A 26,135-nucleotide genomic window follows, 5' to 3' on the forward strand; every position below is an offset into this window, starting at 1 on the left:
AGCCGAGACCGACACAGTGGCGTAGCTTGAATTTCGTGGCCGACCTCCCCCAGATTCCGCGCAGCCTCACCGATCCGGTGCCGGTGTTGGCGATCGGCATCCTCGGCTGGATCATCGCGCTGGTGGTGTTCACGGCCACCGGAGATCGGAGCGGCGACGCACTGGCGACGTGTTGGTCCGGTATCGCCGTAGGTGCCGTAGGGTTCGGAATCTTCCTGATACAGAGAGCGGCGTCACGTCGCGGGAGCAAAACCGCCCAACGCGGCCTCGATTGAGATCAGGATCACGTTAGCTCGATCACCGCAAGCCCCCTGACGTGGGCAAACTAACCCGTCAGCCGGTTGAGTAACACAAAGTTAACGTGGACCATGGGTTATGTCAGTTCAGATAAACCTCTCGATCCACGAAAGCACAGGCCATGAAGTTCGTCGCTCAGTACCGCAATCGCCGTAACCACGTCCGCTCGCTCCGCGCCCTCTACGCACGCGCCAACGCTGTCTCCAGCCCGGCCATGCGCGACGAGCTGCTCGTCATCGCACAGCGCTCGGATTTCTCGCGCTGATCAGCCTGACGGCATAGATCCACCCCAGCCCCCACAGGGCACCGAACACCCAGCCGGCCAGCACGTCCGTGGTCCAATGCGCACCCAGGTAGATCCGAGAGAATCCGATCAGCAGGGACGCGACCACAGGTAGCACGAGCAGTACCGGCCGATGCAGCCACGGATTCGGCGATCGCAGCATCACCGCGATCGCCACCGTGGCAAGCACCATCGACATCATCGCGTGGCCCGACGGAAACGAATGGCTCGCAATATCCACCAGCCGCTCCGGAATCGGTGGCCGCTCCCGCGCGAACGCGAACTTGAGCGCATTCATCAGACCCCACCCGGTCAGCATCGAGCCCGCGACCATCCATGCGTCGACTGGCCTCTTGGATGTCAGCAACGCAGCCCACGCCGCCGTCGACAACACGAACATCATGAACGTGTTGCCCACCGTGGTGATGATCCAGAACATCGTCGTGACCCACCCGACTCGGTGCTCGACCATCCAGTCCAGGATCACACCGTCAAGCCCCACGAGGTCGCTCCCAACTCTCCGTGCAGTGGACCGTTCCGTCGGCGGTCACCCACCACGGGACTACTTTGTCTCCGCTCACCTCACCGGACAGCCGCACCACGAGTTCGCGATGCACCACCACCCCTCCTGATGGCAGCGGCAATCCCAGTACGGCACAGGCGGACACGGCTCCGGGTTCGCGATCCCAGGAGCTGACGCGTCCGGTTCCGAGCACTTCTCCGCTGATCGCCTCCGACGCGTGCCTGATGTCGAGAACATCTGCCAGTGCGGCAGCGGTGGCCATGTCCGAGAGCACGGCGACCTCCGGTGGAACCACGCTCGCCAGCCACGGAGCGTCGATCACGAGCGCATCCGACGCGTCCACCACCGCGCCGCCGAGCGTGCGGACACGATCCGGTGGATCGATGTCCGAGACCTCGATGCGCCGCTCTGCAACAGCGGTGGCGATGAGCGTGTGGGTGCGCGCGATCACCGCAGGGGTAGGACTCCGCTGTGGATCCGACAGCGCTGCCAGCAGCACACGAGCAGTCTCGGCGTTCTCGCAGATCGGCGCGCTGAGCACCGCCTGCAGTTCGTCGGCACGTGGATGATCCAGTGGATCGAGCAACCCGGCGAACGTTTCGTCCGACGGTGCCCGGAACTCGATCGGACGCGAACCGTGCAGTCGCGCATGCCGTCCGATCCACCACGCGGTGTAGCCGTCACGATCGATCAGTGCCGCGCGGGTGCTCGGATCGTCGAGCAGCACGGTCATCGCCTCGGACCATCCGTCCGATCGGACGAGGTCGAGATCCCGGACCGCGAGGAGCGTCTCCGGCTCCTCGGCCAGACTCGACCACCACGCCGACTCGTCGTCGAGATCGTGATCCGGCCCAGTCGGCAGTTCGTCACGCACCACCGAGAAACCCCACCCGACGCCCACTGCTCGCAGCGCCCGCTCACCGAACCTGTCCACCACCGCAGTCGCGAGTACGCCGAACGGCGAATCATCGATCAGCAGATCCGCCAACGGCGCTCCGGGAAGCAACAATTCGTCGGCGCTGCGCAATTCGCCCTCGTCGTCCGCGAGGGGCAGGCCGCCCAGCCAACCCGGTAATTCGCCCGCCTCTCCCGCCAGCGCGAGCACGGCGGCGACCAGCTCGTCGACCTCCTCGCTCTCGTCCCAGTCGAGATCGTCCAGAGCCGCCTCGAGCGCCGGGTCGGTGAGCAATTCGGTCGCAGTCGCCTCACGGGCACCAAGCCGCGTCAGCAGCGGACTCACCGCATCCGGATGCACCAACCGGACCCAGGTGACCGCAGCCGAGGCGTCGGAGCCGATCACCGTCGTCCGTGGACCGGTCACCGTACGACCGTCTGCGAGCGGAACAGGCAGCGCAGCAAGCTCTTCCGCAGCCACACCGTCGACCACGAGTGGGACCAACGCGTCGAACAGTCGACGCCACCAACTCGGCTCGCGATCGAGCCCACCGACCATCTCCGCCAGCCTCGCCAACCCGATCCGGTGCACACCCACTGCCGCGAGCGCCGACGCGTGCCGCGTACCGGACAGTGATGCGTCGACCAAATTCGGTACGACATCGATCAGCGCCGAGACGAGTTCCTCGGTGGCGTCGGCGACCACGTTCGCCCGCTCGGGCACCAGGTCGCGTCCGTCGGCACCGGGAAGCCATGGTGCACTGGACAATCGACGGAATATCAGCTCACGCAGTGCGCCGTCGACCTCGCTGCGAGCGAATCCGACCTCGGGCACGAACGACACCCTGGATACGGCAGGTAGCGAGGCCACGAAGTCCGCGTATCCGTGCGCTACCGCGTCGAACGAGACACCGGGCAACACGCGTCGCCGATCGGGTTGCATCGGCACATCGGCAATGACCAACGCGGGCAGAGACATCAGCTCGTCCGAGCGAGTCGGAGCGCGCAACACATCGGGCGGCGCAGGAACGGGCAGACCGTCGACGACCGGAGCGAGCCACCGGGCAGCCGGGGTGACGAACTGCCGCCAGGTTCGCGATCCGATCGCGACCTCGGCGCTGCTGTCGTCGAGTTCCGTTCTGACGCAGTCGATCACGACACCATCGATCTCGACGGAGTTCAACGCCTCCAGTTCGAGCAGCAGGTCGACCGCCTCGTCGGCAAAGCCTGCGGCGAAAGACTCCACAGCCACGTCGGCTCGCACTGTCAACACGATCTCGGTATCGAACCCATCAGCGGGCGGGGCGTCGACCGGCCACGCGAGCCGCAGCACCGGAACGCCGGTATCGGGCGCGAGCAGGTCTCGCTCACGCAACGCCTCGAGCGTGCGCCGCGCGCTGAACGCCACGCCGCCGCCGCGGGATCGCACCTCGATCTCGTCGGATACCGAACGCACGGCAGTGAACCCGACTCCGAACTGCCCGACGCCCGAATCCGCAGCAGCCTTGCCCGACGCCCTCAAGGCGGTCAACGCGTGCACGCCCGAGACATCCAGCGCAGCACCGGTATTGGCCACATGCACGGCACCGACGTCATCGGTCCACACGGCCAAGCGGCCCGGGACCCCGGCTCGCTGAGCGGCGTCGGCTGCGTTCTGCGTCAACTCGGTGAGCAGACGATCGCGGTAGCCCCCGCGCACCAGATCGGACTCGGACGCCGAATCCTCCCGAAGCCGGGTGGGAGAAGAGCCCCACGCCGCGAGAATCGACTCCCGCAACGACCCGGTATCGAACGGATCGATCAGCTCGGAGATGCCGAAGCTTCTTCCTGCGCAGCAAGATCGGTGGTATTCGACGCATCATCGGCGATTGTGTCGGCCTCGTCGTCCGCAACGACCTCGGCAGCCCCCGACTCTTCCGGGGCCTCTCCCGTGGTTTCGACGGTGTCGGTCGTGTCGACGGTCTCGACGCTGTCGGCTGTCTCGGCAACTGCAGCCGGCTCGACCGGGGCGACCGGCGATGCGACGACGTCGAGTGCAGCGTCGTCGTACGGCTCGAATTGCGGCGATCCGGCTCCGGTGGGGAGTTCGGTGTCGGAGTGCGCTCCACAGCCGTACTCGGCATGCACCACGTGTCCGTCGGCCGCGAATTCGTTGCCGCACACCCCGAATGCGGCGGAGAGCGAACCGGCGAGGGGGAGGTAGAAACCACACAGCCCGCAGGTCGACGGCGCAGCCTTGGCCATCTCGGTATCGGGACCGAAGTCGCCGTCGTGCCAGCGCTGGGCGGCGTCGAGGCGTCCTTCGAGGCTGGTGACCTTGGCTCGGCCCAGACCGATCTCGCCCGCCACCTCGTCGATGGCAGGGTCACCGGATCCGACGTACCCGGGCACGAGCCGCGGATCGTCCTGGCGCGGAGACAGCAGATCGCCGGGTCCCAGGTCGCCGGGTCGGATGCGCTCGTCCCAGGGCACCCAGGTCGGTGCCACGAGAGCATCGGGGCCCGGAAGCAGAACCAGCTCGCTGACCGTGGCGTGGTCCGCGTCCTCCGGGGCGGCGACCACGACGGCCCACTGCCACCCGCGGTACCCCTCGAGATCGCTGGCGAACCGGTGGGTGGCCGCACTGGAGTCTTCGGCGGTGACCCCGAGGTACTCGCCGATACCGCCCTCTCCCAGGTCGAGCAGAGCCTGCCGCGCGAGGTCCACGGCATCGGCCAAGACGGGGCGGATGGAATCGAGCTCTGGAGAAGATACGAAACTCACACATTCAGTTTGCCGCATCGACTCGGTGACGCCCAGTTCGGGCTGCCATCATGGGTGCAATGACCGTCCGTGCTCGCACCTGCGCTGCCCTCGTGACCTCGCTGCTCGCTGTGTCCGCCTGCTCGTCGACGACGCAGCCGACCCCGGTGACGTCCGACTCGGTTCCGACACTGACCACCGAGATCGTGCGCGAATACGACCGCAGCAACGACGCGTTCACCCAGGGCTTCGAGATCGACGGCGACGTGCTCTACGAGGGCACCGGACTGGAAGGCTCCTCGTTCGTCAGGCGGACATCGCTCGAGAACATGACCGAACTCGATCGCGTGGATCTGCCGGCCGACCTGTTCGGCGAAGGCATCACCGTCGACGGCGACACCCTGTGGCAGATCACCTGGCAGGACGGCGTCGCAATCGCCCGAGACCCGAACACCCTCGCCGAACGACGCCGGGTGAACTACGACGGCGAAGGCTGGGGGCTGTGCACGCAGACGCCGGATGACCGCCTCGTGATGAGCGACGGCTCGTCCACCCTCACCTTCCGCGACCCCACGTCGTTCGATGCCGAGAACACCGTCGACGTCACCCTCGACGGCAATCCCGTCGAGCGGCTCAACGAACTCGAATGCGCCGATGACGGATCGGTGTACGCCAACGTGTGGCAGACGTTCGACATCATGCGTATCGACCCGGCCACCGGCGCGGTGACCGCAGTCATCGACGGCACCCCACTGTGGAATTCGATGTCGGCCTCCGAACGAGGCGGTGCCGACGTGTTCAACGGCATCGCGCAGATCCCCGGCACCGACCGGTTCCTCGTGACCGGCAAATACTGGCCCAAGATCTTCGAGGTGCGATTCACCGATACCGCGCCGGTAGGACAGAATTGACCCCGTGACCGATCCACGTCTCCCCCACACCCCACCGGGTGCGGACGATTCAGAACAGGATCACTCCGCGGGCTCCGCTCCTGACCCAGCCGGTCACTCCGCAGGCTCCGCTCCTGACCCGCTCGAGCACCCCGGTCTGGCGAACTACCCGCCCGCTGTTCCTCTCGCGTCCACGCATGTTCCGAGTCGGCGTCAGCCCTTGCCGCCGTTGCACCCGCCGCGGACCGAGCAGATCACTGCGGCGCGTGGCAAGTCCGGCCCACGCAAGCCGCCGCCGATGCCCAAGAAGCTGACCGTCACCCGCGTCGCCGCCATGCGCGGACGCGAACTGACCGGCAAGGGCATCGCATCGTTCCAGCGAGCCGCGAAGGCCGACGGTGCCGACAAGTCCGGTCTGACGGCACTCACCTACGCGACCATGGCCAACTTCGCCTCGGACGCCGCGCTGGCGATCGCATTGGCCAACACACTCTTCTTCTCGGCCGCCACCGGTGAGGACAAGACCAAGGTCGCGCTCTATCTCGTCATCACCATCGCGCCGTTCGCGTTGATCGCGCCGCTCATCGGACCGCTGCTCGACCGATTGCAGCAAGGCCGACGCATCGCGCTCGCCACCTCCTTCGGGTTGCGCACCGTGCTGGCGGTGGTGCTGGTGTTCAACTTCGACAGCTGGGTGTTGTATCCGGCCGCGCTCGGCATGCTCGTCCTCAGCAAGTCCTTTGCGGTGCTCAAGAGCGCGGTGACACCGCGAGTACTGCCTCCGGAGATCGACCTCGTGCGCGTCAACTCCCGTCTTACGGTGTTCGGTCTGCTCGGCGGCACCATCGCGGCCGGTGCGCTCGCCGGCGGTATCGCGTTCGTCGCGGGCTCGCCGGGAGCCCTGTGGTTCGTCGCCACGATCACCGTGCTCGGCGCCTATCTGAGCATGCGCATCCCGTCCTGGGTGGAGATCACCGAGGGTGAAGTGCCTGCGACGCTGAGCTACCACGCCGATCAGCACGGTGGACGCGATTACGCCGGAAGCGGTGCCCCCACCGAGAACCTCCGCCGCGCGGCCTCGTCCCCGCCGACGTCGAGCAGCACCAAGAACCGCAGACAGCCCCTGGGTCGAGCGGTCATCGTCGGTCTGTGGGGCAACGGCACCATCCGCATTCTCACCGGCTTCCTGACGCTCTACATCGCGTTCGTCGCCAAATCCCGTACCGAACACGAGCCGCTTCAGCAGGCCGCGATGCTCGGACTCGTCGGAGCCGCCGCCGGTCTCGGCAACTTCTCGGGCAACGCGCTCGGTGCCAGGATCAAGCTCGGCCGGCCGTCCCTGGTGGTTCTTCGCTGCACCCTCGCAGTCACGGTGGTGGCCGTCGTCGCCGCGGTCACCGACAGCCTGCTCACCGCAGCGGTGGCCGCGCTCGTCGCGTCGAGCGCCAGCGCACTCGCCAAGGTCTCCCTCGATGCGTCCCTGCAGGCCGATCTGCCGCCGGAGTCGATCGCGTCGGGATTCGGCCGATCGGAAACCGTCATGCAGCTGTGCTGGGTCCTCGGCGGCACGCTCGGCGTCCTGCTCCCCACCGAGTACTGGCTCGGTTTCACCGTGGTCTCGGTGTTGCTTACGATCGGGCTCGTGCAGACATTCCTCACCTACCGCGGCAGATCGCTCCTACCCGGATTCGGCGGCAACCGCCCCGACCACGTCGAACAAGAAGTGTCCGACGGTTCCTTCGGCGAAAACGTGACCAAGTGAATCTCGCTCCCCGCACCAAGAAGATCGCCGCCCTGACCGCCGCGGGTCTGCTCGTCGTCGCCGTTGCGTTCGTAGCGGTGCTCGCCCTGCTGATCGGAAACGCACCGGAGAAGGAGCCGACCGTCGCCGCCTACTCCAACGGCCGGGCCGTCGACGTCGAGCCGTACCTGTACTGCGCCGTCAGCGACCCGTTGTGCACCAACGTGGGAGAGACCACCGAGATTCGGGTCGGCAAAGCCCCGACGGTGCAGCTCTCACTCCCCGAGGCCGTCTACTCGGCGCCGTGGGTACTCGCCCTGATCTACGGCGACGACAGCGGGAACGTCGTCGAGAACAGCGAGTTCAACGAACCCGGAACCAGGCTCAGCGTCACGGTGCCCACCACGGACGACAGCGACCGGACCCTGCTGGGGATCGAAGTTCGTCTGCCCACCGGCATCATCGACACCGATACCAATCAGGAGGGCTTCGTCAGCCACGCCATCTGGTCGATCGGCACGCGCCCGTAGGTCGGCCGAGCGATCAGCTGTCGAGCTCGCGGGCGACGGCCCGGACCACCTCGGAGATGCGCTGCGCGATCTTGCGGTCCGGGTACTTGCCCTTGCGGAGCTCGGGCTGCACGGTCGCTTCGAGCAGTGTGATCATGTCCTCGACCATCCCGTGCAGCTCGTCGGGTGTGTGCTTGCGCTCGACGGGTTCGCGGCGGGTGCTGCCGGTGTTCTGACGCACCGACGGTGCCGGCTCGAGCACCTTCAGGCTCAGTGCCTGCGGTCCGCGACGTCCCGCGGCCATTCCGAACTCGACTCGCTGACCGGCTTTGAGGCCCTCGACGCCCTCGGGCAGCGCCGAGGAACGCACGTAGACGTCCTCGCCTTCCTCCTGCGAGAGGAATCCGAATCCCTTGTCGACGTCGTACCACTTCACCTTGCCGGTCGGCACTGAGCTCACCCGTTCATCTGTTGCTGTCGTTGGTTGCGTTGCCGTGTGACCGATGTTCGGCCCGCACGAGTTTCGCGCCCCACGAGAACGTAGGACGCGAATACGTCAGTCTAGCGCGGTGAGCCCGGATAGAGCATTCGAGTTGTTCCCCGCACCACGCTCTTCACAGTGCCCCGCTTCGCACTACCGTGGTGCACGTGGACACAACGACCCGTAAGAGCAGCACCGCTCTGCTGCGCATCGCGCTGGCCCTGTTCGCGATCGGCCTCGTCGCCATCGTCGCGATCCTGATGTTTCCGATCTTCTCCGACGCCAAGCCCCCACTCGGGCTGTACCTGACGGCCATGTTCTCCGCGCCGACCGGCTTCGTGCTGGCCCTGGTGTACGCGTTGGCATCCGGACGACGGGCCCGGTAGACCATGCGATTGATACTGAACGTCATCTGGCTGGTCTTCGGCGGCCTGTGGCTGGCGCTGGGCTATTTCCTCGCCGGACTGCTGCTGTGCATCCTGATCGTGACCATCCCGTTCGGCATCGCGTCGTTCCGCATCGGCGTCTACGCGCTGTGGCCGTTCGGGTCGACGATCGTCGACAAGCCGGGGTCCGGATCCGGCGCGCTCGTCGGGAACGTGCTCTGGCTGATTCTGGCCGGTTGGTGGCTGGCCCTGACTCACGTGGTCACTGCCGTCGCGATGGCGATCACCATCATCGGCATTCCGTTGGCGATCGCGAACCTGAAGATGATTCCCGTATCCCCGATGCCCCTCGGCAAGGACATCGTTGCCGTTCGGTGACCTTCCGAACCGGCTCAAGCCGATGTGACTTCCATCACATCACGCTCCGGTAACGGACAGGCAACGGACAGGGGTTCAATGCCCGGCACGTCCACTAGCTGGGCCGACTCGAGAGACCCGAAAGAGGTACAAAATGTGCTCTCGGCGACGCCCCGAAATCGACAGTTACCAAATAGTGACGTAAGGCGGGAATTTCAGTACGGTCAGCAGCGGCCGGAAAGTTCGGCCGAATTCCGGCCCGCAGCGCCAAACCTCGTCCCGCGGGAACCGGAACACCCTCGACGATCACCCAGGGGACGAGGACGGGGGACCCACGTCCTCCACGGACAACCGGGAAGTTGTAGCGACTCACGAAGCCGCACCGACTTCCCTTGGGGTGAAGCCCAATTGCCCACTCGCAGGAGTGAGCGAAAAGGCCGGGCTACCTCTCAGCCCGAACCCGACAGCTGACCTCGCAGGCGCGTGTGGAGAGGATTTCAACTCGTATGAGCGGACGTCATCGTAAGCCGAGCACCACTGGCAAGACCGTTGCAAAGGTCGCAGTCACCGGAGCCATCATGGGCACGGCAAGCATCGCCTTCACCGGTACCGCCAACGCGGCACCGGATTCCGACTGGGACCGCCTGGCACAGTGTGAAGCCGGCGGCAACTGGGGCATCAACACCGGCAACGGCTACCAGGGCGGGTTGCAGTTCTCCCCCAGCACCTGGAACGCGCACGGCGGCCAGCAGTACGCGGCCACGGCCAACCAGGCCAGCCGCGAAGAGCAGATCGCAGTCGCAGAGAAGGTCCTCGACTCGCAGGGCTGGGGCGCATGGCCGTCCTGCTCCTCGAGCCTCGGACTGAACAGCGCGCCCACCGAGCGCAGCGTTCCGGTCACCCCCAAGGCACCGGAAGTTCCCGCACTGCCCGACCTGGCGTCCATCCCGGCAGTCGACAACTCGGCCGAGGTCGTCGAGGGCATCGTCACCGCCGTCCAGAACATCACCAACGATCCGCAGATCGCCTCGTTCGTGCAGAACGCGGCCCAGGGCATCCAGCTCGATCCGCAGATCGTGAACTTCTACCAGGCCAACAAGGCGTTCCTGCCCCAGTAAGCGCCCGCGACGGTTCAGCTCGTACGAAAAAAGCCCCCGACGAATGTCGGGGGCTTTTTCGTGGGTCGAGGGCCGCAGCTAGCGATTGACCACGGTCACCGGATGGGCGTAGGGGAGGTCTTCGACGGGCAGCGGGAACTCGGTGTCCTCGCCGAAGGGTGACAAGCTACCCGATCGAGCGGACGAGAGTTCGGTCACCGCGTGGTCACCGCGAGCGGTTTCCGGCCAGCCTGGATCGACATAGGGCTTCTTCGACTTGTTCACCATGCGCCTATTTTGACACCTGCCCTGCGGCAAGCACCAGCCCAGGTCTCTAATCTGATAGACGATGACCGACACGACTGCGCACCGACACACCGACACGCCCCCTGATCTGCCTCAGTGGATCGCAGCTCGCAGCGACGCCGAGCTGATCAAGGCCATGTCGCTGCGTCCGGATCTGACCGCGCCGCCGCCCGCATCCCTGGCCGTGCTGGCCGGACGGGCCGAGCAGCGCCGGTCGATCCTGCACACCGCGGACACCCTCGACACCCTCGCTCTGACGGTGCTCGAGATCCTCGCCATCGAAGAGGCGTACGAGCGACCCGTCACCCGCGCCGCGCTACTGGCAGTGATCGCCAGACGCGCACCGGCCAAGAGTGTGGACAAGGCACTGGCCCAGCTGCGCGAACGCTTGCTGGTGTGGGGCGACGCAGCCGGCTTCCGGATCAGCGCCACAGCAGCGGACGCGGTGCCGTGGCGAATCGGCCGCGCACTCGACCCGGTGGACAACCTCACCGAATCACACATCACCGCGGCCCTGGCCGAACTCGGAGACGGCGAACGCAGCCTTCTCGACACCCTCGCCAGATCGTCCCCGACCGGCCGCACCCGAGACGCCGCACCGGGCACGCCGCCGGATCGACCCGTCCAGAAGCTGCTCGCCGCAGGGCTGCTGATCTGGTTGGACGAGCAAACCGTCGAGCTTCCCGTCCAGGTCGGGCAGATCCTGCGCGGCGAACCGATGTCGGACCCGCGCTCGCTCGCCGAACCCAAGCTCGCCACCAGCACCCACACGCTCGCCGATGTCGACGCCGCTGCCGCAGGAGAGGCACTCGAGCTGGGCCGACACTGCGTGGCCGTGCTCGAGGCGTTGTCGGCCTCGCCTGCCCCCGCGCTCAAGGCCGGCGGCCTGGGCGTGCGCGAGCTCCGCAAGATCACCAAGGCGACCGGCCTCGACGACGATCGAGTGAGCATCCTCGTCGAGTTGCTGGCCGCCGCCCACCTCATCTCGAGCGGAACACCGGACCCGGTGCCTGCGTCCGACAACGGCGACGACTACTGGGCACCGACCCCGGCTGTCGACGCATGGCTCACCGCAGCCCCGGCGGCCCGCTGGCACACCCTCGCCGCCGCCTGGCTCGAAGTGCCGCGAGCACCGTGGGTCATCGGGATGCGTGACCCCAACGACAAACCCATCGCCGCCCTGTCCGAGGAAGTCCGCTCTCCGGCCGCACCGCGGGATCGACGGATGGTCCTGGAATTGCTCGCCGAACTCGGCAGCGGACACGCAGCGCAGCCCGCCGACCTCGCCCGCACCCTGGCGTGGCGTCGACCACGATGGTCCGGGCGCTTCGGCGTCACGCCCGTCGGACACGTTCTCGCCGAAGCAACGGCTCTCGGTATCGTCGCCCGTGGGGCGATCTCGACCCCTGGCCGCTCCCTGCTGCACGACGGCAATGCCGAGGCCGACATGCGTGCGGCCCTGCCCGAGCCCATCGACTACGTCCTGGTGCAGGCCGACCTCACCCTGGTGGCACCGGGCCCGCTCGAACCGGACCTGCAGGATCGAATCGAACTGGTCGCCGATGTGGAGTCCGCGGGCGCAGCCACGATGTACAGGATCAGCGACACCAGCCTGCGCCGCGCTCTCGATGTGGGACTGACCGCCTCCGAGCTGCACTCGTTGTTCGCCACCCACTCACGAACCCCGGTGCCGCAGGCCCTGACCTACCTGATCGACGACGTGGCTCGTCGGCACGGCCGCCTACGAGCAGGCGTCGCCGCGTCGTTCGTTCGGTGCGAGGACCCGGCCTTGCTGGCCGAGGTGATGGCGTCCCCGGCAGCCGAATCGCTGGCCCTGCGAGCGCTGGCTCCGACCGTCGCGATCTCGCAGGCCCCGCTCGCCGAGGTGCTGACGGTCCTGGCCGGAGCGGGGTTCGCGCCTGCGGGCGAGGACTCGTCCGGCACGATCGTCGATCTGCGTGCCCGCGGGTCGAGGGTATCGGCGAGGCGGCCACGCCAGGCGTTCCGCACTCCGGCCGTCCCCACCGAGGAACAGCTGGGTTCGTTGGTGCGCGGAATGCGCGCTGCCGACAGAGCGGCAGGCAACGGCGGCGCAGTGGTGCGCGCCGACGGATCTCGGGCCAGCAGCACCGCGACGATGACGCTGCTGCAGACCGCGGCGAAGGTCAAACGGAGCGTGAGCATCGGCTACGTCGACGCCCAGGGGGTGGCGACCCATCGCATCGTCGATCCGATCAGCATCGGCGGCGGCCAACTCGACGCGTTCGACCCCGCCACCGGTGGGGTTCGGCGCTTCACCCTGCATCGGATCACCTCGGTCGCGTTGGTCGAGTAGACCGGGCTCACGTGCACGCACGCCCCTACCTGTGGACAATGGAGAAGTTGCGCTCTTTCGGGCGCAGCAGATGTCTCTAGGAGGAACCGTGACCGACGGCCCGCTGATCGTCCAGTCCGACAAAACGCTGTTGCTCGAGGTCGATCACGAACTCGCGGGCGCAGCGCGGGCGGCCATCGCACCGTTCGCGGAGCTCGAACGTGCCCCCGAGCACGTGCACACCTATCGCATCACCCCGCTGGCGCTGTGGAACGCACGTGCCGCAGGCCACGACGCCGAGCAGGTGGTCGACGCGCTGGTCAATTTCTCCCGTTACGCGGTGCCGCAGCCGCTGCTGGTCGACATCGTCGACACCATGGCGCGCTACGGCCGGTTGCAGTTGGTCAAGAGCCCGATCCACGGCCTGGTACTCATCAGCCTGGACCGCGCGGTGCTCACAGAGGTGATGCGCCACAAGAAGATTGCGCCCATGCTCGGCGCGATGGTCGACGAGGACACGGTGATCGTGCATCCGAGCGAACGCGGCCACGTGAAGCAGATGTTGCTCAAGATCGGCTGGCCTGCCGAGGACCTCGCCGGCTACGTCGACGGCGAAGCCCACCCCATCGAGCTCGACACCGAGGGCGGCAACTGGACACTGCGCGACTACCAGGAGATGGCGGCCGATTCGTTCTGGGCCGGCGGCTCGGGCGTCGTCGTACTGCCCTGTGGCGCGGGCAAGACGATGGTCGGCGCAGCCGCAATGGCCAGAGCCAAGGCGACCACGCTGATTCTGGTCACCAACACCGTCGCCGGTCGGCAGTGGAAGCGCGAACTCATCGCACGTACCTCGCTCACCGAGGAGGAGATCGGCGAGTATTCGGGAGAACGCAAAGAGATTCGCCCTGTGACAATCGCCACGTACCAGGTGATCACGCGTCGCACCAAGGGTGAGTACAAGCACCTCGAACTCTTCGATTCCCGCGACTGGGGATTGGTGATCTACGACGAGGTGCATCTGCTCCCCGCGCCGGTGTTCCGCATGACAGCCGATCTGCAGTCGCGTCGACGCCTCGGCCTCACCGCGACGCTCGTCCGCGAGGACGGCCGCGAGGGCGACGTCTTCTCGCTGATCGGACCCAAGCGGTACGACGCACCGTGGAAGGACATCGAGGCACAGGGCTGGATCGCGCCGGCCGAGTGCATCGAGGTTCGCGTCACCCTCACCGATGCCGAGCGCATGTCGTACGCGGTCGCCGAGCCCGAAGAGCGCTACAAGCTGTGCTCGACGGCGCACACCAAGATCGCCGTCGTGAAGTCGATCCTCGCCAAACACCAGGACGCTCCGACGTTGGTCATCGGCGCGTACCTCGACCAGTTGAACGAGCTCGGTGAAGCGCTGAACGCTCCGGTCATTCAGGGCTCGACCAAGAACAAGGAACGCGAAGTGCTGTTCGACGCGTTCCGCAAGGGCGAGATCCAGACGCTCGTGGTGAGCAAGGTGGCGAACTTCTCGATCGACCTTCCGGAAGCCTCCGTCGCAGTGCAGGTTTCGGGAACGTTCGGCTCCAGGCAGGAAGAGGCGCAGCGCCTCGGCCGACTGCTCCGGCCGAAGCACGACGGCGGTCAGGCGCACTTCTATTCGGTGGTCTCCCGCGACACCCTCGACGCCGAGTACGCAGCCCACCGCCAGCGTTTCCTTGCCGAACAGGGCTACGCCTACCGCATCACCGACGCGGACGATCTGCTCGGTCCGGCGATCTGAGACTTCGGGTCGACTCGACGGCCGTGCTAGGAATACCTCTGTGCGCAAGTTCGAGTTCCCCGTAGACGTAGCCCACGCGAAGTCGGTCAACGAGACGTTCACCGAGCTTCGTCGGCTACGTTCCTCTGCCGCACTCACCGCCGTGTTCCTCATCGCGCTGGGTGCCTGGTTCATCTGGATCGCGGCCCCGTGGTCGTACATCCTCGGCGCGGTGTTCCTGATCGGCGCGGCCACCTCGCTCTGGGTGATGCTGTGGGCACCCCGAAAGATGGGTTCCATCGAATCGCAATATGCAGCAGGCGATCTCGTGCCGGCGGTGGTGGCCGAGAAGCTACCGGGTGGAGCGATACTGCTGGCCCTGGTCGACATCGGGAAGCCGGAGGTGGACGAGCCGCACTACGTGTTGATCACCCGCGTCGTACGGGCGCTTCCCGGCCACGCCGTCGAGCGGGGCGCACAGGTGCCTGCGGTGTCGGTTCTCGCAGACCGCGGCCGAAACACCGGTGGGCGAACGTGGCAGTTGGCCTCGGCGATGCCCATCGCATGGGGAACCACCGACAAGGCGGTCCTCGCGCGCGCCGCCCGGGAGATCACCGAGGGCGAGTGGGCGTTGCTGCACGCCAACATCGGCCTGTCGGAGAAGGTCCGCACGGCCAAGAACCAACAGTTGCTCATCGATCCTGCGGATCTTCCCGACGACCTGCGCTAGAGCCTGCAACAACGACCTAGGCCAGTGCGGGTATGACTTCCCGCTCGAAGAGTTCGATGCCGGAGCGGTCGTAGGCCGCTTCGGGGAAGTAGAAGATGCCGTACGTCATCCCCTGCTCCTGCAGCGCCGACAAGTTTTCGACGATCTGCTCCGGAGTTCCCACTGCGGGCATGCCGCGGTACGCGTCGAGTGCACTGTGTGCCTTCTCGGCACCCACGTACTCGGTCAGGCGACTCTCGAGCGCGCGCAGTCTGTCTTCCACCTCGGCCTCGGTTGCGCCGATCGCGACGTTGTAGTTGGCCGAGCGGACGATGGCATCGAAATCGGTACCCACGGTTGCACAATGCTCGCGCAGCAGAGCAGATTTGCCGGCGAATCCGCTGGGGGTTCCGTCGAAGTTGGTGTAGTTCGCGTACTTCGCGGCGATCTTCAGAGTGACCTTCTCGCCGCCGCCCGCGATCCACAGCGGGATGCCGCCCTCCTGCAACGGCAGGGGTCGCACCACGGCACCGTCGATCTCGTAGTACTTACCGTCGAGGAACACCTCCCCGGCCGTCCATGCCTGCTTGAAGATCTGCACGCCCTCGTCGAGCCTGCCCAATCGTTCTCCGGCAGAGGGAAACCCGTAGCCGTAGGCACGGAACTCGTGCTCGTGCCAGCCGCCGCCGATGCCCATCTCGACGCGGCCGCCGGAAACGATGTCCACGGTGGCAGCAACTTTGGCGAGGTAGGCCGGGTTGCGGTACGCCATCGCCGTGCACATCTGCCCGAGCCTGATCCGCGAGGTGGTTGCGGCCAGAGCGGACATCAGCGACCATGCCTCGTGCGTCGCCTCGTCGGTCGCGGTGGGAACGGTGTGGAAGTGGTCGTACACCCACAGCGATTCCCACGGACCGGCCTCGGCGGCGAGCGCGTGGTCACGCATCGCACTCCACTGCCGGGCAGGGTCGATACCGACGAGATCGAGACGCCACCCCTGTGGCACGAACAATCCGAAACGCATGACAGGCACAGTACAGACGCAGGGCGAACGACCGTCTGCCGTCTGTGAACTACGCTGCAGGAATGTCCGAGTTGTACCCCTCGCGCACAGTGGCACGGTTGCGCCCGTTCGCATCGACGATCTTCGCCGAGATGACCGCACTCGCCGTCGAGAAGAAGGCCGTCAACCTCGGGCAGGGCTTCCCCGATACCGACGGCCCACCGGCCATGCTCGAGGCCGCGCGTGAGGCCATCGCGAGCGGCCTGAACCAGTACTCCCCCGGCCCTGGCATGTCGGTGCTGCGCGCTGCCATCGCCGACGACAGGTCGGCTCGATTCGGTCTGAGCTACGACCCCGATTCGCAGATACTCGTCACCGTCGGTGCCACCGAGGCGATCTCGGCGTCGCTCCTCGGGCTGATCGAACCGGGCGACGACGTCCTGCTGATCGAGCCGTTCTACGACTCCTACGCGGCCGCCATCGCTCTCGCCGGTGCCACCCGAACCGCCGTGTCGCTGGTCGCCGACGGCAATGGGTGGACCGTCGACACCGACGCCCTCGAACGCGCCATCGGGCCGCGCACGCGCATGCTGATCGTCAATTCTCCGCACAACCCCACCGGCACGGTCTTCGACCGCGACACCATGATCCGCATCGCCGACATCGCCGTGGCGCACGATCTGCTGGTCCTCACCGACGAGGTCTACGAGCACCTCGTCTTCGACGGCCGCGTGCACACGCCGATCGCGACCCTGCCCGGGATGTTCGAGCGAACCGTCACCGTGTCGAGTGCCGCCAAGACCTTCAACGCCACCGGATGGAAGACGGGCTGGGCGCTGGGGCCTGCCGAACTGATCGACGCCGTCCGCGCCGCCAAACAGTTCATGAGCTTCGTCGGCGGCACTCCCTTCCAACCGGCTGTGGCCTACGCGTTGGAGCACGAGCAGGCGTGGATAGCGGCCATGCGCGACGGCCTGCAACGCAAGCGGGACACGCTCTCGACTGCTCTCGCCGCCGCAGGAGCGGATGTGAAATACAGCGCGGGAACATATTTCGTCTGTGCCGACATCGCCCCGATCGGGCGCGGTGACGCCTACGAATTCTGCCGTGCCCTACCGGACCTGGTCGGCGTCGCGGCGGTTCCGGTGACCGCGTTCGTCGACGAGCCCGCTCCGTGGAAGTCGTTGGTGCGCTTCGCTTTCTGCAAGCAGGACGAGGTGCTCGCCGACGCGGCCGAGAGGCTACGGAAGTTGTGACTGCGCAACCGACGATCCCGGCCTACTTCGTCAGGCAGGCCGTCGACCTCGCGACGAAGAGCGGGGTGGACCTGACCTACCCGCTGTCGATGGCCGGCATCGGTTCCACCATCCTCGACAACCCGGCGGAGCGGCTGACCACCCGGCAGGTCACCGCGTTCACCCAGGCGGTCTGGGCGATGACCGGCGACGAATTGTTCGGTCTCGCCGCAGTACCGGTGCGGCGCGGGAGCTTTCGCGTGGTGTGTCAGACACTCATCCACACCGAGAACCTGTGGGCTGCGCTGGTTCGGATGTCCGAGACCATGCGGGTGCTGATTCCGGTGCGCCCCATGACGATGGAGCGAACCGAGGAATCCACGGTGTTGACCGTGCACGTCACTCCCACCACTCACCTGAGCCCGGAAGGCAACGAACTCGCCGAGCGACTTCTGACCGACTTCCTGTTGATTCTGCTGCACCGATTCGCGGCGTGGCTCATCGGTAACCGGGTCAAACTTCTGTCGGTGCAACTGCCCTACCCACTGCCGGGACCCGAAGCGGGAAAGATGTACGACGCCATCTTCGGAACCCACGTGGAGTTCGGAACCGACCTCGCCACACTGGAATTCGACAGCGCGGTGATGCGGGCACCGATCGTGCAGACCGAGGCGACCTTGGCGGACTATCTCGCGGAGTCGCCCAATCTACTGTTCTCGTCCCGAGACTACGACAGCACTGCGTCGAGCCAGGTTCGCCGCGCCCTGGAAACCGGATTCAAAGGTGGCGCACCGGGAACCGAGGAAATCGCCGCAATGCTGAACATCAGCCCACCGCACCTGCGACGCATTCTTCGGCAGGAGGGCACCTCCATCAACCAACTGCGCGAAGAAGTGCTGCGCGATGCGGCGATCTCCGGGCTGAGCCGCGGCGACAGCGTCGACGACATCTCGACCCGATTGGGGTTCTCCGAGCCCAGCGCCTTCCGCCGGGCCTTCAAGCGGTGGACCGGCCAGACCCCCGGCGCATATCGGTAGCGGACACCGTCTCAGCTGACGCAGAACTCGTTGCCCTCGGGATCGGTCATGGTGATCCAGACACTGGGGCCCTGATCTCCTCGATGCAGTACCGATGCACCCCGTGCTTGAAGTTGCGTGACCACCGTCTCGCGCTCGTCGCCGACGCGAATGTCGAGGTGCAACCGATTCTTCACCGATTTCGGCTCGGCGATCGACTGGAACAACACCCGCGGGCTGCCGGGCGACTCGGGATCGACGATTCCCGCGCCCGCCTGCCACACGAGAACGCCCTCGAACGTGATCGTGTCCTCTTCGCGGGCGTGCCCAGCGGCGACCATCTCACGAATGAAGTCCTCGTTGCTGGGTTCGACCTGCCAGCCCAGAGTCTGCGCCCACCACTTCGCCAGTGAATGGGCGTTGGCACTGTCGACGACGACTTGAAATGTGTATCCCATGACGGCACGGTACCGCCGTTCACTGGAAATGGGAACGCACGTTCGATACAGTGACGGTCATGTCGCTCGCCATGCAGGGCTCGTTGTTCGGTGACGCCGACGGTGGCGTCGGGTCGCTCGAGTCCGTCACCCGTCGCGAACTCACACGCGGGGCGTGGGTGGACGTTCGCCCGGGCTGGTTGGCCGATACCCACCTGTTCGATTCGCTGGTGGACGCCGTCGACTGGCGAGCCGAGCGCAGGCAGATGTACGACCGCGTGGTCGATGTGCCGCGCCTGGTTCGGTTCTACGCCGAGCGCGAGCGGTGGCCCGACGCAGCACTGTACGGCGCACGCGATGCCCTCGACGATCACTACCGCACCGAACTCGGCGAATCCTTCGCCACCGCCGGACTGTGCTACTACCGCGACGGATCCGACAGCGTCGCCTGGCACGGCGACAACATCGGCCGAAGCGCAACCGAGGACACCATGGTCGCGATCGTATCGCTCGGTGCCACACGGCAACTCATGCTCCGACCGCGCGGCGGCGGAACGTCGCTGAAGTTCACGCTCGGTCACGGAGACCTGGTGGTGATGGGCGGCTCGTGTCAACGGACATGGGAGCATGCGATTCCCAAGTCCACCCGCGCGATCGGCCCACGCATCAGCGTCCAGTTCCGACCGCGCGGGGTCCGTTAACGAGCGGTGATCGAGCTTCGACGCTGCTCGACCGCTGCGGCCAACGTGTCCAATTGCGTTGCCGTGGTGTCCCAATCGAGGCAGGCGTCGGTGATCGACTGCCCGTACACGAGCTCGTCCCGGTGGCCGAGTTCGAGATCCTGACGCCCCGCGACCAGGAAGCTCTCGAGCATCAGACCGACGATGCCGTGTTCGCCTGCCGCGACCCGCGCTGCCACGTCGGTGACCACGTCGACCTGCTTGTTGTGGTCCTTGCGGCTGTTGCCGTGGCTCGCGTCGATGATCACTCGCTCCGGCAGGCCCGACTTACGCAGTCGCGCAACGGTATCGGCGACCGATTCCGCGTCGTAGTTCGGTCCGTCGACGCCGCCGCGCAGAATGACGTGGCAGTCCGGGTTTCCGACGGTGCGGATCAGAGCCGCCTGGCCGTCGAGATCGGTGCCGGGGAAGACGTGGCTCGCTGCGGCAGCACGGGTGCCGTCGACCGCGACCTGGATGTCGCCCTCGGTGGAGTTCTTGATCCCCACCGGCATCGACAACGCACTGCACAGCTGGCGATGCACCTGACTGGCCGCAGTCCGCGCACCGATTGCGCCGTAGCTGACCAGGTCCGCGATGTACTGCGGGGTGATCGGATCGAGGAACTCGCACCCGACCGGCAGACCGAGCGCGGAAATATCGAGCAGCAGTTGACGTCCCACGCGCAGACCGGCATTGATGTCGAAGCTGCCGTCGAGGTGCGGATCGTTGATCAGGCCCTTCCAGCCCAGCGTCGTTCGCGGCTTCTCGAAGTAGACCCGCATGACGATGTGCAGGCGATCGCCCAGTTCGGATGCCTTGGCCGCAAGTCGTCGGGCGTAGTCGAGGGCCGCGTCGGTGTCGTGCACCGAGCACGGTCCCACGACGACGATCAGCCGATCGTCGCGGCCGTCCAGCACGTCGACCACGCCGGCGCGCCCGGTTCTGACGGTGGCCGAGATCGCGTCGTCCACAGCATGTTCGCGGCGCAGCACCGACGGGGCAACCAGCGGACTGATACTGATGGTCCGCTGATCGTCGAGAGGTGGGGTGTCGAGAGAGAGTGTCATGAGAGGGCGTTCCTGTTCCCAGGCCGGCTCTTCATGCTCCACACGCACTTCGAGCCGGTCTGTATCCGGCTCGTGGGGTGGAGGGTCAGCGCATGGCGTCGCTGGCTGACCCACCCGGGGCCGGCCTGCTAAACCAGAAATACGTGCGCTGCATGAAAAGCACCGTAGCAGACGAATGAACCGCGGACCTCAACCCGATCCGGTTCAGGATAGGCTTACCTGGTTACGCCCGCCCTGTGAAAGAGAACGAAGTGAAACGTCTACTCCTGGCCACCACGATCGCCGCGGTCACCGCACTGACCACAGTTGCCTGCGGCGGTACCGCCGAGCAGACGGCCTCTCCCGCAACCAGCACGGCGTCGGCCACCTCCTCCGACGACGCGGCTACGGACGCACCCGGCCCCACCGGCATCCCCGACGGCATGGGTTCGGGTGCCGCGGACGGAGTGTTCCCCCGCACGGTCGGCCACTTCGGCGGCTCCACCGAAATTCCCGCCGAACCGAAGAAGATCGTCGTGATCGCCACCGGTCAGCTCGACGCGGCCCTCACTCTGGGCGTCGTACCCACCGGAGTCGCCTACGGAGACGGTGCCGCACTGGTACCGGATTACATCGGCTTCTCGTTTCCGCAGTACGCAGATCGCATGGCGCAGTTCGTCGACGTCGGCAACCGGCAGGAAGTCGACATCGAGGCGATCGCGGCCATCGAACCGGACCTCATCCTGGCGAACAAGGCGGGCTCCGAGGACATCTATTCGACTCTCTCGACCATCGCGCCGACCGTGCTCACCGAGGGCACCGGAGTGAACTGGAAGCAGGACTTCCTCCTCCTCGGCGACGCGCTGGGCCGCACCGAGCAAGCGCAGAGCTTCCTCGACACCTACGCCTCCGACGCTGCGGCACTGGGTGATTCGGTTGCCGATGGCGGCACGCCCACGGTCTCGTTCGTCCGCTTCACCGCCGATCGGGCACGCGTGTTCGGTATCCCGTCGTTCGCGGGATACATTGCCTGGGACGCCGGCCTGGCCCGCCCGGAAAGCCAGCAGTTCGACAAGACCTCACAGGACTTCAGCGAGGAAGAAATTCAACTGGCGAACGCGGACTGGGTGTTCGTCTCCAGCCAGGACGCCGGAGCCGATTCGAGCGCCGCGTCGTACACCACCAACCCGCTGTGGACCGGAATGAGCGCGGCAACCGAGAATCACATCGTCCGAGTCGACGACGACCCGTGGTACCTCAACGCCGGGCCGACGGCGGCAACCATCGTGCTCGACGGCCTGAAGAGCGCCCTGCAGAGCTGACCCCATTGTGCACAGAACTTCGTAGCAGGCTACGAAGTTTCGCTCACATCGGACAGGTAGGTTGCGCACAACTTAACCGTGCACTACTGTTCTTGGAGTGACCAACGAACTCGCACTCGACCGTCAGGTGTGCTTCGCGCTGTACTCCGCATCGCGGGCTACCACCGCGGTGTATCGCCCGATGCTCGACGAGCTCGGTGTCACATACCCGCAGTACCTCGTACTGCTGGTGCTGTGGGAACAGGACGGGCGCGGCGTCAAGGACATCTGCGCCGAACTCGATCTCGACACCGGCACTCTGTCGCCGATGCTCAAGCGGCTCGAAGGTCTCGGTTTCATCGAGCGCCGACGCCTGAGCACCGACGAACGCCGCGTCGAGATCCACCTCACCGAGACCGGAAGTGCCATGCGCGCAAAGGCACTCGACATTCCACGCAAGCTGGCCGAGAAGACCGGAATGAACGTCGACGATCTCGTCAAGCTCAAAGAGTCGCTCGACGCATTGACGAGCGCTTTGCATCACACCGATTCGAGCACGACAGAAGGAGAATCATGAAGACCATCTACACCGCCGAAGCACTTGCTACCGGTGAAGGCCGAAACGGCCACGCCCGCACTTCCGACGGACGGCTCGATCTCGACCTCGCCATCCCGGAGGCCATGGGCGGCAGCGGCAACGGCACCAACCCCGAGCAGCTCTTCGCCGCCGGCTACGCCGCATGCTTCCACTCCGCACTGCAGATGGTGGCACGTCAGGACAAGGCCGACGTGACCGATTCGGCCGTCGGCGCTCGTGTCGACATCGGCCCCAACGACGCGGGCGGCTTCCAGCTCGCCGTCACCCTCGAGGTGACGTTGCCGAATCTGAGTCGCGAGAACGCCCAGGCTCTGGCCGACAAGGCCCACCAGGTGTGCCCGTACTCCAACGCCACCCGCGGCAACATCGACGTCACCGTCACAGTCACCGAAGACGAGTAAGGGAAATACATTGAAGGCACACGAAATTCACCTCGCGTCCCGCCCAGAAGGCTGGCCGACGGAAGACAACTTTCGTGCGGAGGTCGTCGACCTTCCCGAACTCGCCGACGGGCAGATCCTCGTCCGCAACATCGTGATGTCGGTCGATCCGTACATGCGCGGCCGGATGAACGACGTGAAGTCGTACGTCCCGCCGTTCCGGATCGACGCACCGCTCGACGGCGGTGCCGTCGGCGAGATCATCGAATCCAAGGCCGAGGGTTTCGCTGTCGGCGACGCGGTCGTACACGGCCAGGGGTGGCGAGATCTCGCCATCGTCCCGGCCAAGGGTGCGAGCAAGGTCGATCTCGGCGCAGCCAAGGCCTCGGCGTACCTGGGCGCGCTCGGAATGACCGGCACGACGGCATACGCCGGCCTGACCGACGTTGCGTCGTTCAAGGAAGGTGACGTCGTGTTCGTGTCCGGCGCTGCCGGCGCAGTCGGGTCGCTCGTCGGGCAGATCGCCAAGGCGCTCGGCGCATCCCGGGTGATCGGCAGTGCGGGCTCCCCCGCCAAAGTTGCTCGCTTGCTCGAGCTCGGCTTCGACGCGGCGTTCGATTACCACGACGGCCCTGTTGCCGAGCAGCTGCGACAGGCAGCACCGGACGGCATCGACGTGTACTTCGACAACGTCGGCGGCGAACATCTCGAGGCCGCCATCGGGTCGATGAACAAGCACGGCCGAATTGCCATGTGCGGAGCCATCGCTCAGTACAACTCCACCGAGCCGACTCCCGCACCGCGCAACCTCGCCCTGGCCATCGGCAAGGAACTGACGCTCAAGGGCTTCATCGTCGGCTCCTACGCGCACCTCACCGAGGAGTTCCGCACCAAGATGACCCAGTGGCTCGCCAGCGGCGCAATCGAATTCGACGAAACGGTCGTCGACGGTCTCGACAACGCTCCCTCGGCGTTCATCGGACTGATGAAGGGCGAGAACACCGGCAAGATGGTCGTCACCATCTGAGTCGGACCCGAACGGTTCTACCGCAGTCCACACCCCGGTCGGAAATTTCCGACCGGGGTGTTTCCATGCCCCACCGATTACAGTCGGTACATGCCCGCCGCTCCCTTGCCGTTGCGCGACGGTCTCGACCCCACTCGGGTGCGGATGCCCGACATCGCGACCGGAGCGACGGTGCTCGAGTACCTGTGCGCCCGGTTTCCTCAGGACGCGGCCAGGCTGACCGAGAAGGTCGACGGCGGCGAGATCGTCGACGCGGCAGGCGTACCCGTCGATTCGACGACGGTCGCGAAACCGCGAGCGGACATCTACCTCTACCGCGACCCACCCGTGGAGCCGACGGTGCCGTTCTCCCTCGACGTCCTTCATCGCGACGAGAACCTGCTCGTCGTAGACAAGCCGCACTTTCTGGCCACCACCCCACGCGGTGCCTACGTCGCGCGGTCTGCACTCGTTCTGCTGAGGCGCCGATTCGACCTGCCCGAGCTGAGTCCAGCGCATCGCCTGGACCGACTCACCGCCGGGGTACTGGTGTTCACCGTCAGGGCGCAGGCTCGCCGGCCGTACCAGGAGCTCTTCGCTCAACGTACGATCACCAAGCAGTACGACGCGATTGCCCCTCTCGCGGCCGATATTACGGGTCGTTCCGCGGGCTCCACTCCCGATCTCGATCTCCCGCTGACGGTACGCAGCCGAATCATCAAGGAGCGCGGCGTACTTCAGGCCCGTGAGGTACCCGGCGAGCCCAACGCGGAAACACGCGTCGAGCTCGTCGACACGCTCGGGGCCCACGGCCTGTACCGATTGCATCCGCGAACCGGCAAGACGCATCAACTGCGGGTTCATCTGTGCTCGTTGGGAATTCCCATCGTCGGCGACAATTTCTACCCCTCGTTCCGCGATGTCGCCGACGACGACTACTCCGACCCGCTTCGCTTGCTGGCGCGTTCGATCGAATTCGTCGATCCGCTCAGCGGCCTGGTTCGACGGTTCGAGAGCAATCGGAGTCTCGATCCACCTGCAGCACAACAGAGTTCTCCATGAGCTCGGCTGTGCGCACCGTGATGCGATGCGAGATGACTGCGAGCGCGAACAGTCCGATCGCAACGTTCACCAGCGCGGCGAATCCTTCCTGAGCGAAGTCCACGAGGGCGTTGAGCAGCGTGAAGATCAACGCGGACACTCGGAGGGTGCGCGGGGCCAGAGTGGTCCTCCAGCGCGTAACCACAGCATCGCCGGCAGCGCCGTGGCGAAGGTGAGGCAGGCACTGACGAACAGGATCCCGCTGGCAATCCCCATTCCATCGATGTCGATCGTCAGGTCGCGCCGATCGATGTGCAGGTCCCCGAGGACGAGTTCGACGATTCCGAACACCACCCCGGCCCCGGAGAGCAGAACCAACCCCCAGCCGACGACGGGAATCCACCGGGGACTGGTGAAGAACGCGGGAATCAAACGGGGAACGAAGTTGCGCAGCGAGTGGGTCCGCGACGTCGACAGACGGCAGCGACCGAGCAACAGTCTGATTCCGGCCACGGTGTCCGCGTCGGCGCCCTCGGCCTCGGCCCGCGTGACCATCCGTAGCGCCCATTCGCGTCGATGCTCGGGGAGGCCGTGCGCGACGCCGTCGGCGGCGATCGCAGCCGCGTTGGCCAGCGATTCGTCGACCGAGGGCCGGCGGAACTCCCGGACGATCCTGCTGAACACCAACAGCAGGACCACCAGGACGTACATGATCTCCGACGAGGGTCCGTAGAAATAGTCGTTGTCCTTGGTGACGAATTTGCCGACTTCGTCGAGGAAAAGCCCGAATCCGATCCCGCCGAGCAGCACGGTGAACACCCGAACGCCGAACCCGATGAACATCCACCCGATCAGCAGCGCGAACATCATCGCCGCGCCGCCGTACAGGGCATGAGCGATGTGGAGCGACTTGCCGCCTACCTGGGGATAGTGGGTCAACTCCAGGTAAGCCCTGGTGATCAGAATGGTCGCGATGGCGACGACCATGAATGCCTCGGATGCGGGGCTTCCGTAGGCATCGCGAATCATGCCACTGCGATATGTGGTCCCCGGACGACCGGTCATCGATCGAGTATG

The 26,135-nt window shown here is 66.1% G+C and carries 27 protein-coding genes, 1 pseudogene and 1 riboswitch; of the genes and pseudogenes, 19 read left to right on the forward strand and 9 right to left on the reverse strand.

What is annotated here, in order from left to right:
* Window positions 1–26 precede the first annotated feature (26 nt).
* Together AB0366_RS02340 and AB0366_RS02345 are read left to right on the forward strand one after the other, a co-directional pair.
* On the forward strand, window positions 27–275 hold the full coding sequence (locus tag AB0366_RS02340; protein WP_366242553.1) for a DUF2530 domain-containing protein: 249 nt from the start codon (window positions 27–29) through the stop codon (window positions 273–275).
* A 143-nt stretch (window positions 276–418) separates the two neighbouring features.
* On the forward strand, window positions 419–562 hold the full coding sequence (locus tag AB0366_RS02345) for a hypothetical protein (RefSeq protein ID WP_167327272.1): 144 nt from the start codon (window positions 419–421) through the stop codon (window positions 560–562).
* On the opposite strand, the gene AB0366_RS02350 is transcribed toward AB0366_RS02345, so the two are convergent.
* Genes AB0366_RS02350 through AB0366_RS02360 form a run of 3 tightly spaced genes read right to left on the reverse strand, consistent with a single transcriptional unit; the run spans window position 531 to window position 4,778 of the window.
* On the reverse strand, window positions 531–1,082 hold the full coding sequence (locus tag AB0366_RS02350; RefSeq protein WP_366242554.1) for a phosphatase PAP2 family protein: 552 nt from the start codon (window positions 1,080–1,082) through the stop codon (window positions 531–533). The two genes, AB0366_RS02345 and AB0366_RS02350, sit on opposite strands and share 32 nt — an antisense overlap.
* Window positions 1,072–3,774 (reverse strand): ATP-binding protein, encoded by a 2,703-nt coding sequence (locus AB0366_RS02355; protein ID WP_366242555.1) that lies wholly within the window; start codon window positions 3,772–3,774, stop codon window positions 1,072–1,074. Before AB0366_RS02355 ends, AB0366_RS02350 begins: the two co-directional genes overlap by 11 nt.
* A gap of 23 nt (window positions 3,775–3,797) precedes the next feature.
* Complete coding sequence (locus AB0366_RS02360; RefSeq protein WP_366242556.1) at window positions 3,798–4,778, reverse strand: DUF3027 domain-containing protein; 981 nt, start codon at window positions 4,776–4,778, stop codon at window positions 3,798–3,800.
* A gap of 32 nt (window positions 4,779–4,810) precedes the next feature.
* On the opposite strand from AB0366_RS02360, the gene AB0366_RS02365 reads away from it, so the two are divergent.
* The 3 genes from AB0366_RS02365 to AB0366_RS02375 are packed head-to-tail and all read left to right on the forward strand — an operon-like array spanning window position 4,811 to window position 7,900.
* On the forward strand, window positions 4,811–5,650 hold the full coding sequence (locus AB0366_RS02365) for a glutaminyl-peptide cyclotransferase (protein WP_366242557.1): 840 nt from the start codon (window positions 4,811–4,813) through the stop codon (window positions 5,648–5,650).
* Between the two features lie 4 nt (window positions 5,651–5,654).
* Window positions 5,655–7,391, forward strand: a complete 1,737-nt coding sequence (locus AB0366_RS02370) for an MFS transporter (RefSeq protein WP_366242558.1) — start codon at window positions 5,655–5,657, stop codon at window positions 7,389–7,391.
* Window positions 7,388–7,900 carry a DUF2771 domain-containing protein gene (locus tag AB0366_RS02375; RefSeq protein WP_366242559.1) on the forward strand — a complete coding sequence of 171 codons (513 nt, stop codon included), beginning with the start codon at window positions 7,388–7,390 and terminating at the stop codon, window positions 7,898–7,900. Before AB0366_RS02370 ends, AB0366_RS02375 begins: the two co-directional genes overlap by 4 nt.
* Window positions 7,901–7,913: 13 nt before the next feature.
* Here the strand turns inward: AB0366_RS02375 and AB0366_RS02380 are convergent, their stop codons facing one another.
* Entirely contained in the window at window positions 7,914–8,330 is a 417-nt protein-coding gene (locus AB0366_RS02380; protein WP_008719325.1) for a cold-shock protein, read from the reverse strand.
* A gap of 197 nt (window positions 8,331–8,527) precedes the next feature.
* Here AB0366_RS02380 and AB0366_RS02385 point away from each other — a divergent pair, with 197 nt between their 5' ends.
* The 3 genes from AB0366_RS02385 to AB0366_RS02395 all read left to right on the forward strand — a co-directional run bounded on the left by AB0366_RS02385 (window position 8,528) and on the right by AB0366_RS02395 (window position 10,221).
* Entirely contained in the window at window positions 8,528–8,746 is a 219-nt protein-coding gene (locus tag AB0366_RS02385) for a hypothetical protein (protein WP_037188795.1), read from the forward strand.
* A gap of 3 nt (window positions 8,747–8,749) precedes the next feature.
* Entirely contained in the window at window positions 8,750–9,124 is a 375-nt protein-coding gene (locus tag AB0366_RS02390; RefSeq protein ID WP_366242560.1) for a YccF domain-containing protein, read from the forward strand.
* A gap of 269 nt (window positions 9,125–9,393) precedes the next feature.
* A riboswitch (cyclic di-AMP (ydaO/yuaA leader) is annotated at window positions 9,394–9,601 on the forward strand.
* Between the two features lie 8 nt (window positions 9,602–9,609).
* Window positions 9,610–10,221: a resuscitation-promoting factor Rpf1 domain-containing protein gene (locus AB0366_RS02395; RefSeq protein WP_121870759.1), complete on the forward strand. Its 612-nt coding sequence runs from the start codon at window positions 9,610–9,612 to the stop codon at window positions 10,219–10,221.
* Between the two features lie 78 nt (window positions 10,222–10,299).
* Here the strand turns inward: AB0366_RS02395 and AB0366_RS02400 are convergent, their stop codons facing one another.
* Window positions 10,300–10,488, reverse strand: a complete 189-nt coding sequence (locus AB0366_RS02400; RefSeq protein WP_366242561.1) for a hypothetical protein — start codon at window positions 10,486–10,488, stop codon at window positions 10,300–10,302.
* A gap of 61 nt (window positions 10,489–10,549) precedes the next feature.
* On the opposite strand from AB0366_RS02400, the gene AB0366_RS02405 reads away from it, so the two are divergent.
* From AB0366_RS02405 to AB0366_RS02415, 3 genes are all read left to right on the forward strand, one after another.
* Window positions 10,550–12,841, forward strand: coding sequence for a helicase-associated domain-containing protein (locus tag AB0366_RS02405; RefSeq protein WP_366242562.1), 2,292 nt, complete (start codon window positions 10,550–10,552; stop codon window positions 12,839–12,841).
* Between the two features lie 88 nt (window positions 12,842–12,929).
* Entirely contained in the window at window positions 12,930–14,585 is a 1,656-nt protein-coding gene (locus AB0366_RS02410; protein WP_037187427.1) for a DNA repair helicase XPB, read from the forward strand.
* Window positions 14,586–14,625: 40 nt separating this feature from the next.
* Entirely contained in the window at window positions 14,626–15,294 is a 669-nt protein-coding gene (locus tag AB0366_RS02415; protein WP_366242563.1) for a DUF3239 domain-containing protein, read from the forward strand.
* A gap of 16 nt (window positions 15,295–15,310) precedes the next feature.
* Here AB0366_RS02415 and AB0366_RS02420 read toward each other — a convergent pair whose 3' ends face one another.
* Entirely contained in the window at window positions 15,311–16,297 is a 987-nt protein-coding gene (locus AB0366_RS02420) for an LLM class F420-dependent oxidoreductase (protein ID WP_366242564.1), read from the reverse strand.
* Window positions 16,298–16,359: 62 nt separating this feature from the next.
* Between AB0366_RS02420 and AB0366_RS02425 the strand changes: the two genes are divergently transcribed.
* Window positions 16,360–17,532 (forward strand): pyridoxal phosphate-dependent aminotransferase, encoded by a 1,173-nt coding sequence (locus AB0366_RS02425; protein WP_366242565.1) that lies wholly within the window; start codon window positions 16,360–16,362, stop codon window positions 17,530–17,532.
* The gene (locus tag AB0366_RS02430) at window positions 17,529–18,548 is read left to right on the forward strand and encodes an AraC family transcriptional regulator ligand-binding domain-containing protein (protein WP_366242566.1); all 1,020 of its coding nucleotides are present in this window, start codon (window positions 17,529–17,531) and stop codon (window positions 18,546–18,548) included. Before AB0366_RS02425 ends, AB0366_RS02430 begins: the two co-directional genes overlap by 4 nt.
* Window positions 18,549–18,559: 11 nt before the next feature.
* Here the strand turns inward: AB0366_RS02430 and AB0366_RS02435 are convergent, their stop codons facing one another.
* On the reverse strand, window positions 18,560–18,985 hold the full coding sequence (locus AB0366_RS02435) for a VOC family protein (RefSeq protein WP_366242567.1): 426 nt from the start codon (window positions 18,983–18,985) through the stop codon (window positions 18,560–18,562).
* 59 nt (window positions 18,986–19,044) lie between these two features.
* Between AB0366_RS02435 and AB0366_RS02440 the strand changes: the two genes are divergently transcribed.
* Window positions 19,045–19,665 carry an alpha-ketoglutarate-dependent dioxygenase AlkB gene (locus AB0366_RS02440; protein ID WP_366242568.1) on the forward strand — a complete coding sequence of 207 codons (621 nt, stop codon included), beginning with the start codon at window positions 19,045–19,047 and terminating at the stop codon, window positions 19,663–19,665.
* Here the strand turns inward: AB0366_RS02440 and AB0366_RS02445 are convergent.
* Window positions 19,662–20,753, reverse strand: a complete 1,092-nt coding sequence (locus AB0366_RS02445; RefSeq protein WP_366242569.1) for a 3-deoxy-7-phosphoheptulonate synthase — start codon at window positions 20,751–20,753, stop codon at window positions 19,662–19,664. The two genes, AB0366_RS02440 and AB0366_RS02445, sit on opposite strands and share 4 nt — an antisense overlap.
* 251 nt (window positions 20,754–21,004) lie before the next feature.
* Here AB0366_RS02445 and AB0366_RS02450 point away from each other — a divergent pair, with 251 nt between their 5' ends.
* From AB0366_RS02450 to AB0366_RS02470, 5 genes are all read left to right on the forward strand, one after another.
* A complete protein-coding gene (locus AB0366_RS02450; protein WP_366242570.1) occupies window positions 21,005–22,054 on the forward strand; it encodes an iron-siderophore ABC transporter substrate-binding protein in 1,050 nt (349 codons plus the stop codon).
* A 97-nt stretch (window positions 22,055–22,151) separates the two neighbouring features.
* On the forward strand, window positions 22,152–22,610 hold the full coding sequence (locus AB0366_RS02455; protein WP_121870766.1) for a MarR family winged helix-turn-helix transcriptional regulator: 459 nt from the start codon (window positions 22,152–22,154) through the stop codon (window positions 22,608–22,610).
* Window positions 22,607–23,032, forward strand: a complete 426-nt coding sequence (locus AB0366_RS02460) for an organic hydroperoxide resistance protein (protein WP_027495882.1) — start codon at window positions 22,607–22,609, stop codon at window positions 23,030–23,032. The genes AB0366_RS02455 and AB0366_RS02460 overlap by 4 nt, the downstream gene beginning before the upstream one ends.
* A gap of 10 nt (window positions 23,033–23,042) precedes the next feature.
* A complete protein-coding gene (locus AB0366_RS02465; RefSeq protein WP_366242571.1) occupies window positions 23,043–24,038 on the forward strand; it encodes an NADP-dependent oxidoreductase in 996 nt (331 codons plus the stop codon).
* Window positions 24,039–24,128: 90 nt separating this feature from the next.
* Window positions 24,129–25,079, forward strand: a complete 951-nt coding sequence (locus AB0366_RS02470) for a pseudouridine synthase (protein WP_366242572.1) — start codon at window positions 24,129–24,131, stop codon at window positions 25,077–25,079.
* Here the strand turns inward: AB0366_RS02470 and AB0366_RS02475 are convergent.
* Window positions 25,006–26,087 (reverse strand): annotated as a pseudogene (locus AB0366_RS02475) (hypothetical protein). The gene AB0366_RS02470 and the pseudogene AB0366_RS02475 overlap by 74 nt on opposite strands.
* Window positions 26,088–26,135 lie beyond the last annotated feature (48 nt).

This window comes from Rhodococcus sp. NPDC076796, assembly GCF_040702765.1.
GTDB lineage: Bacteria > Actinomycetota > Actinomycetes > Mycobacteriales > Mycobacteriaceae > Rhodococcoides.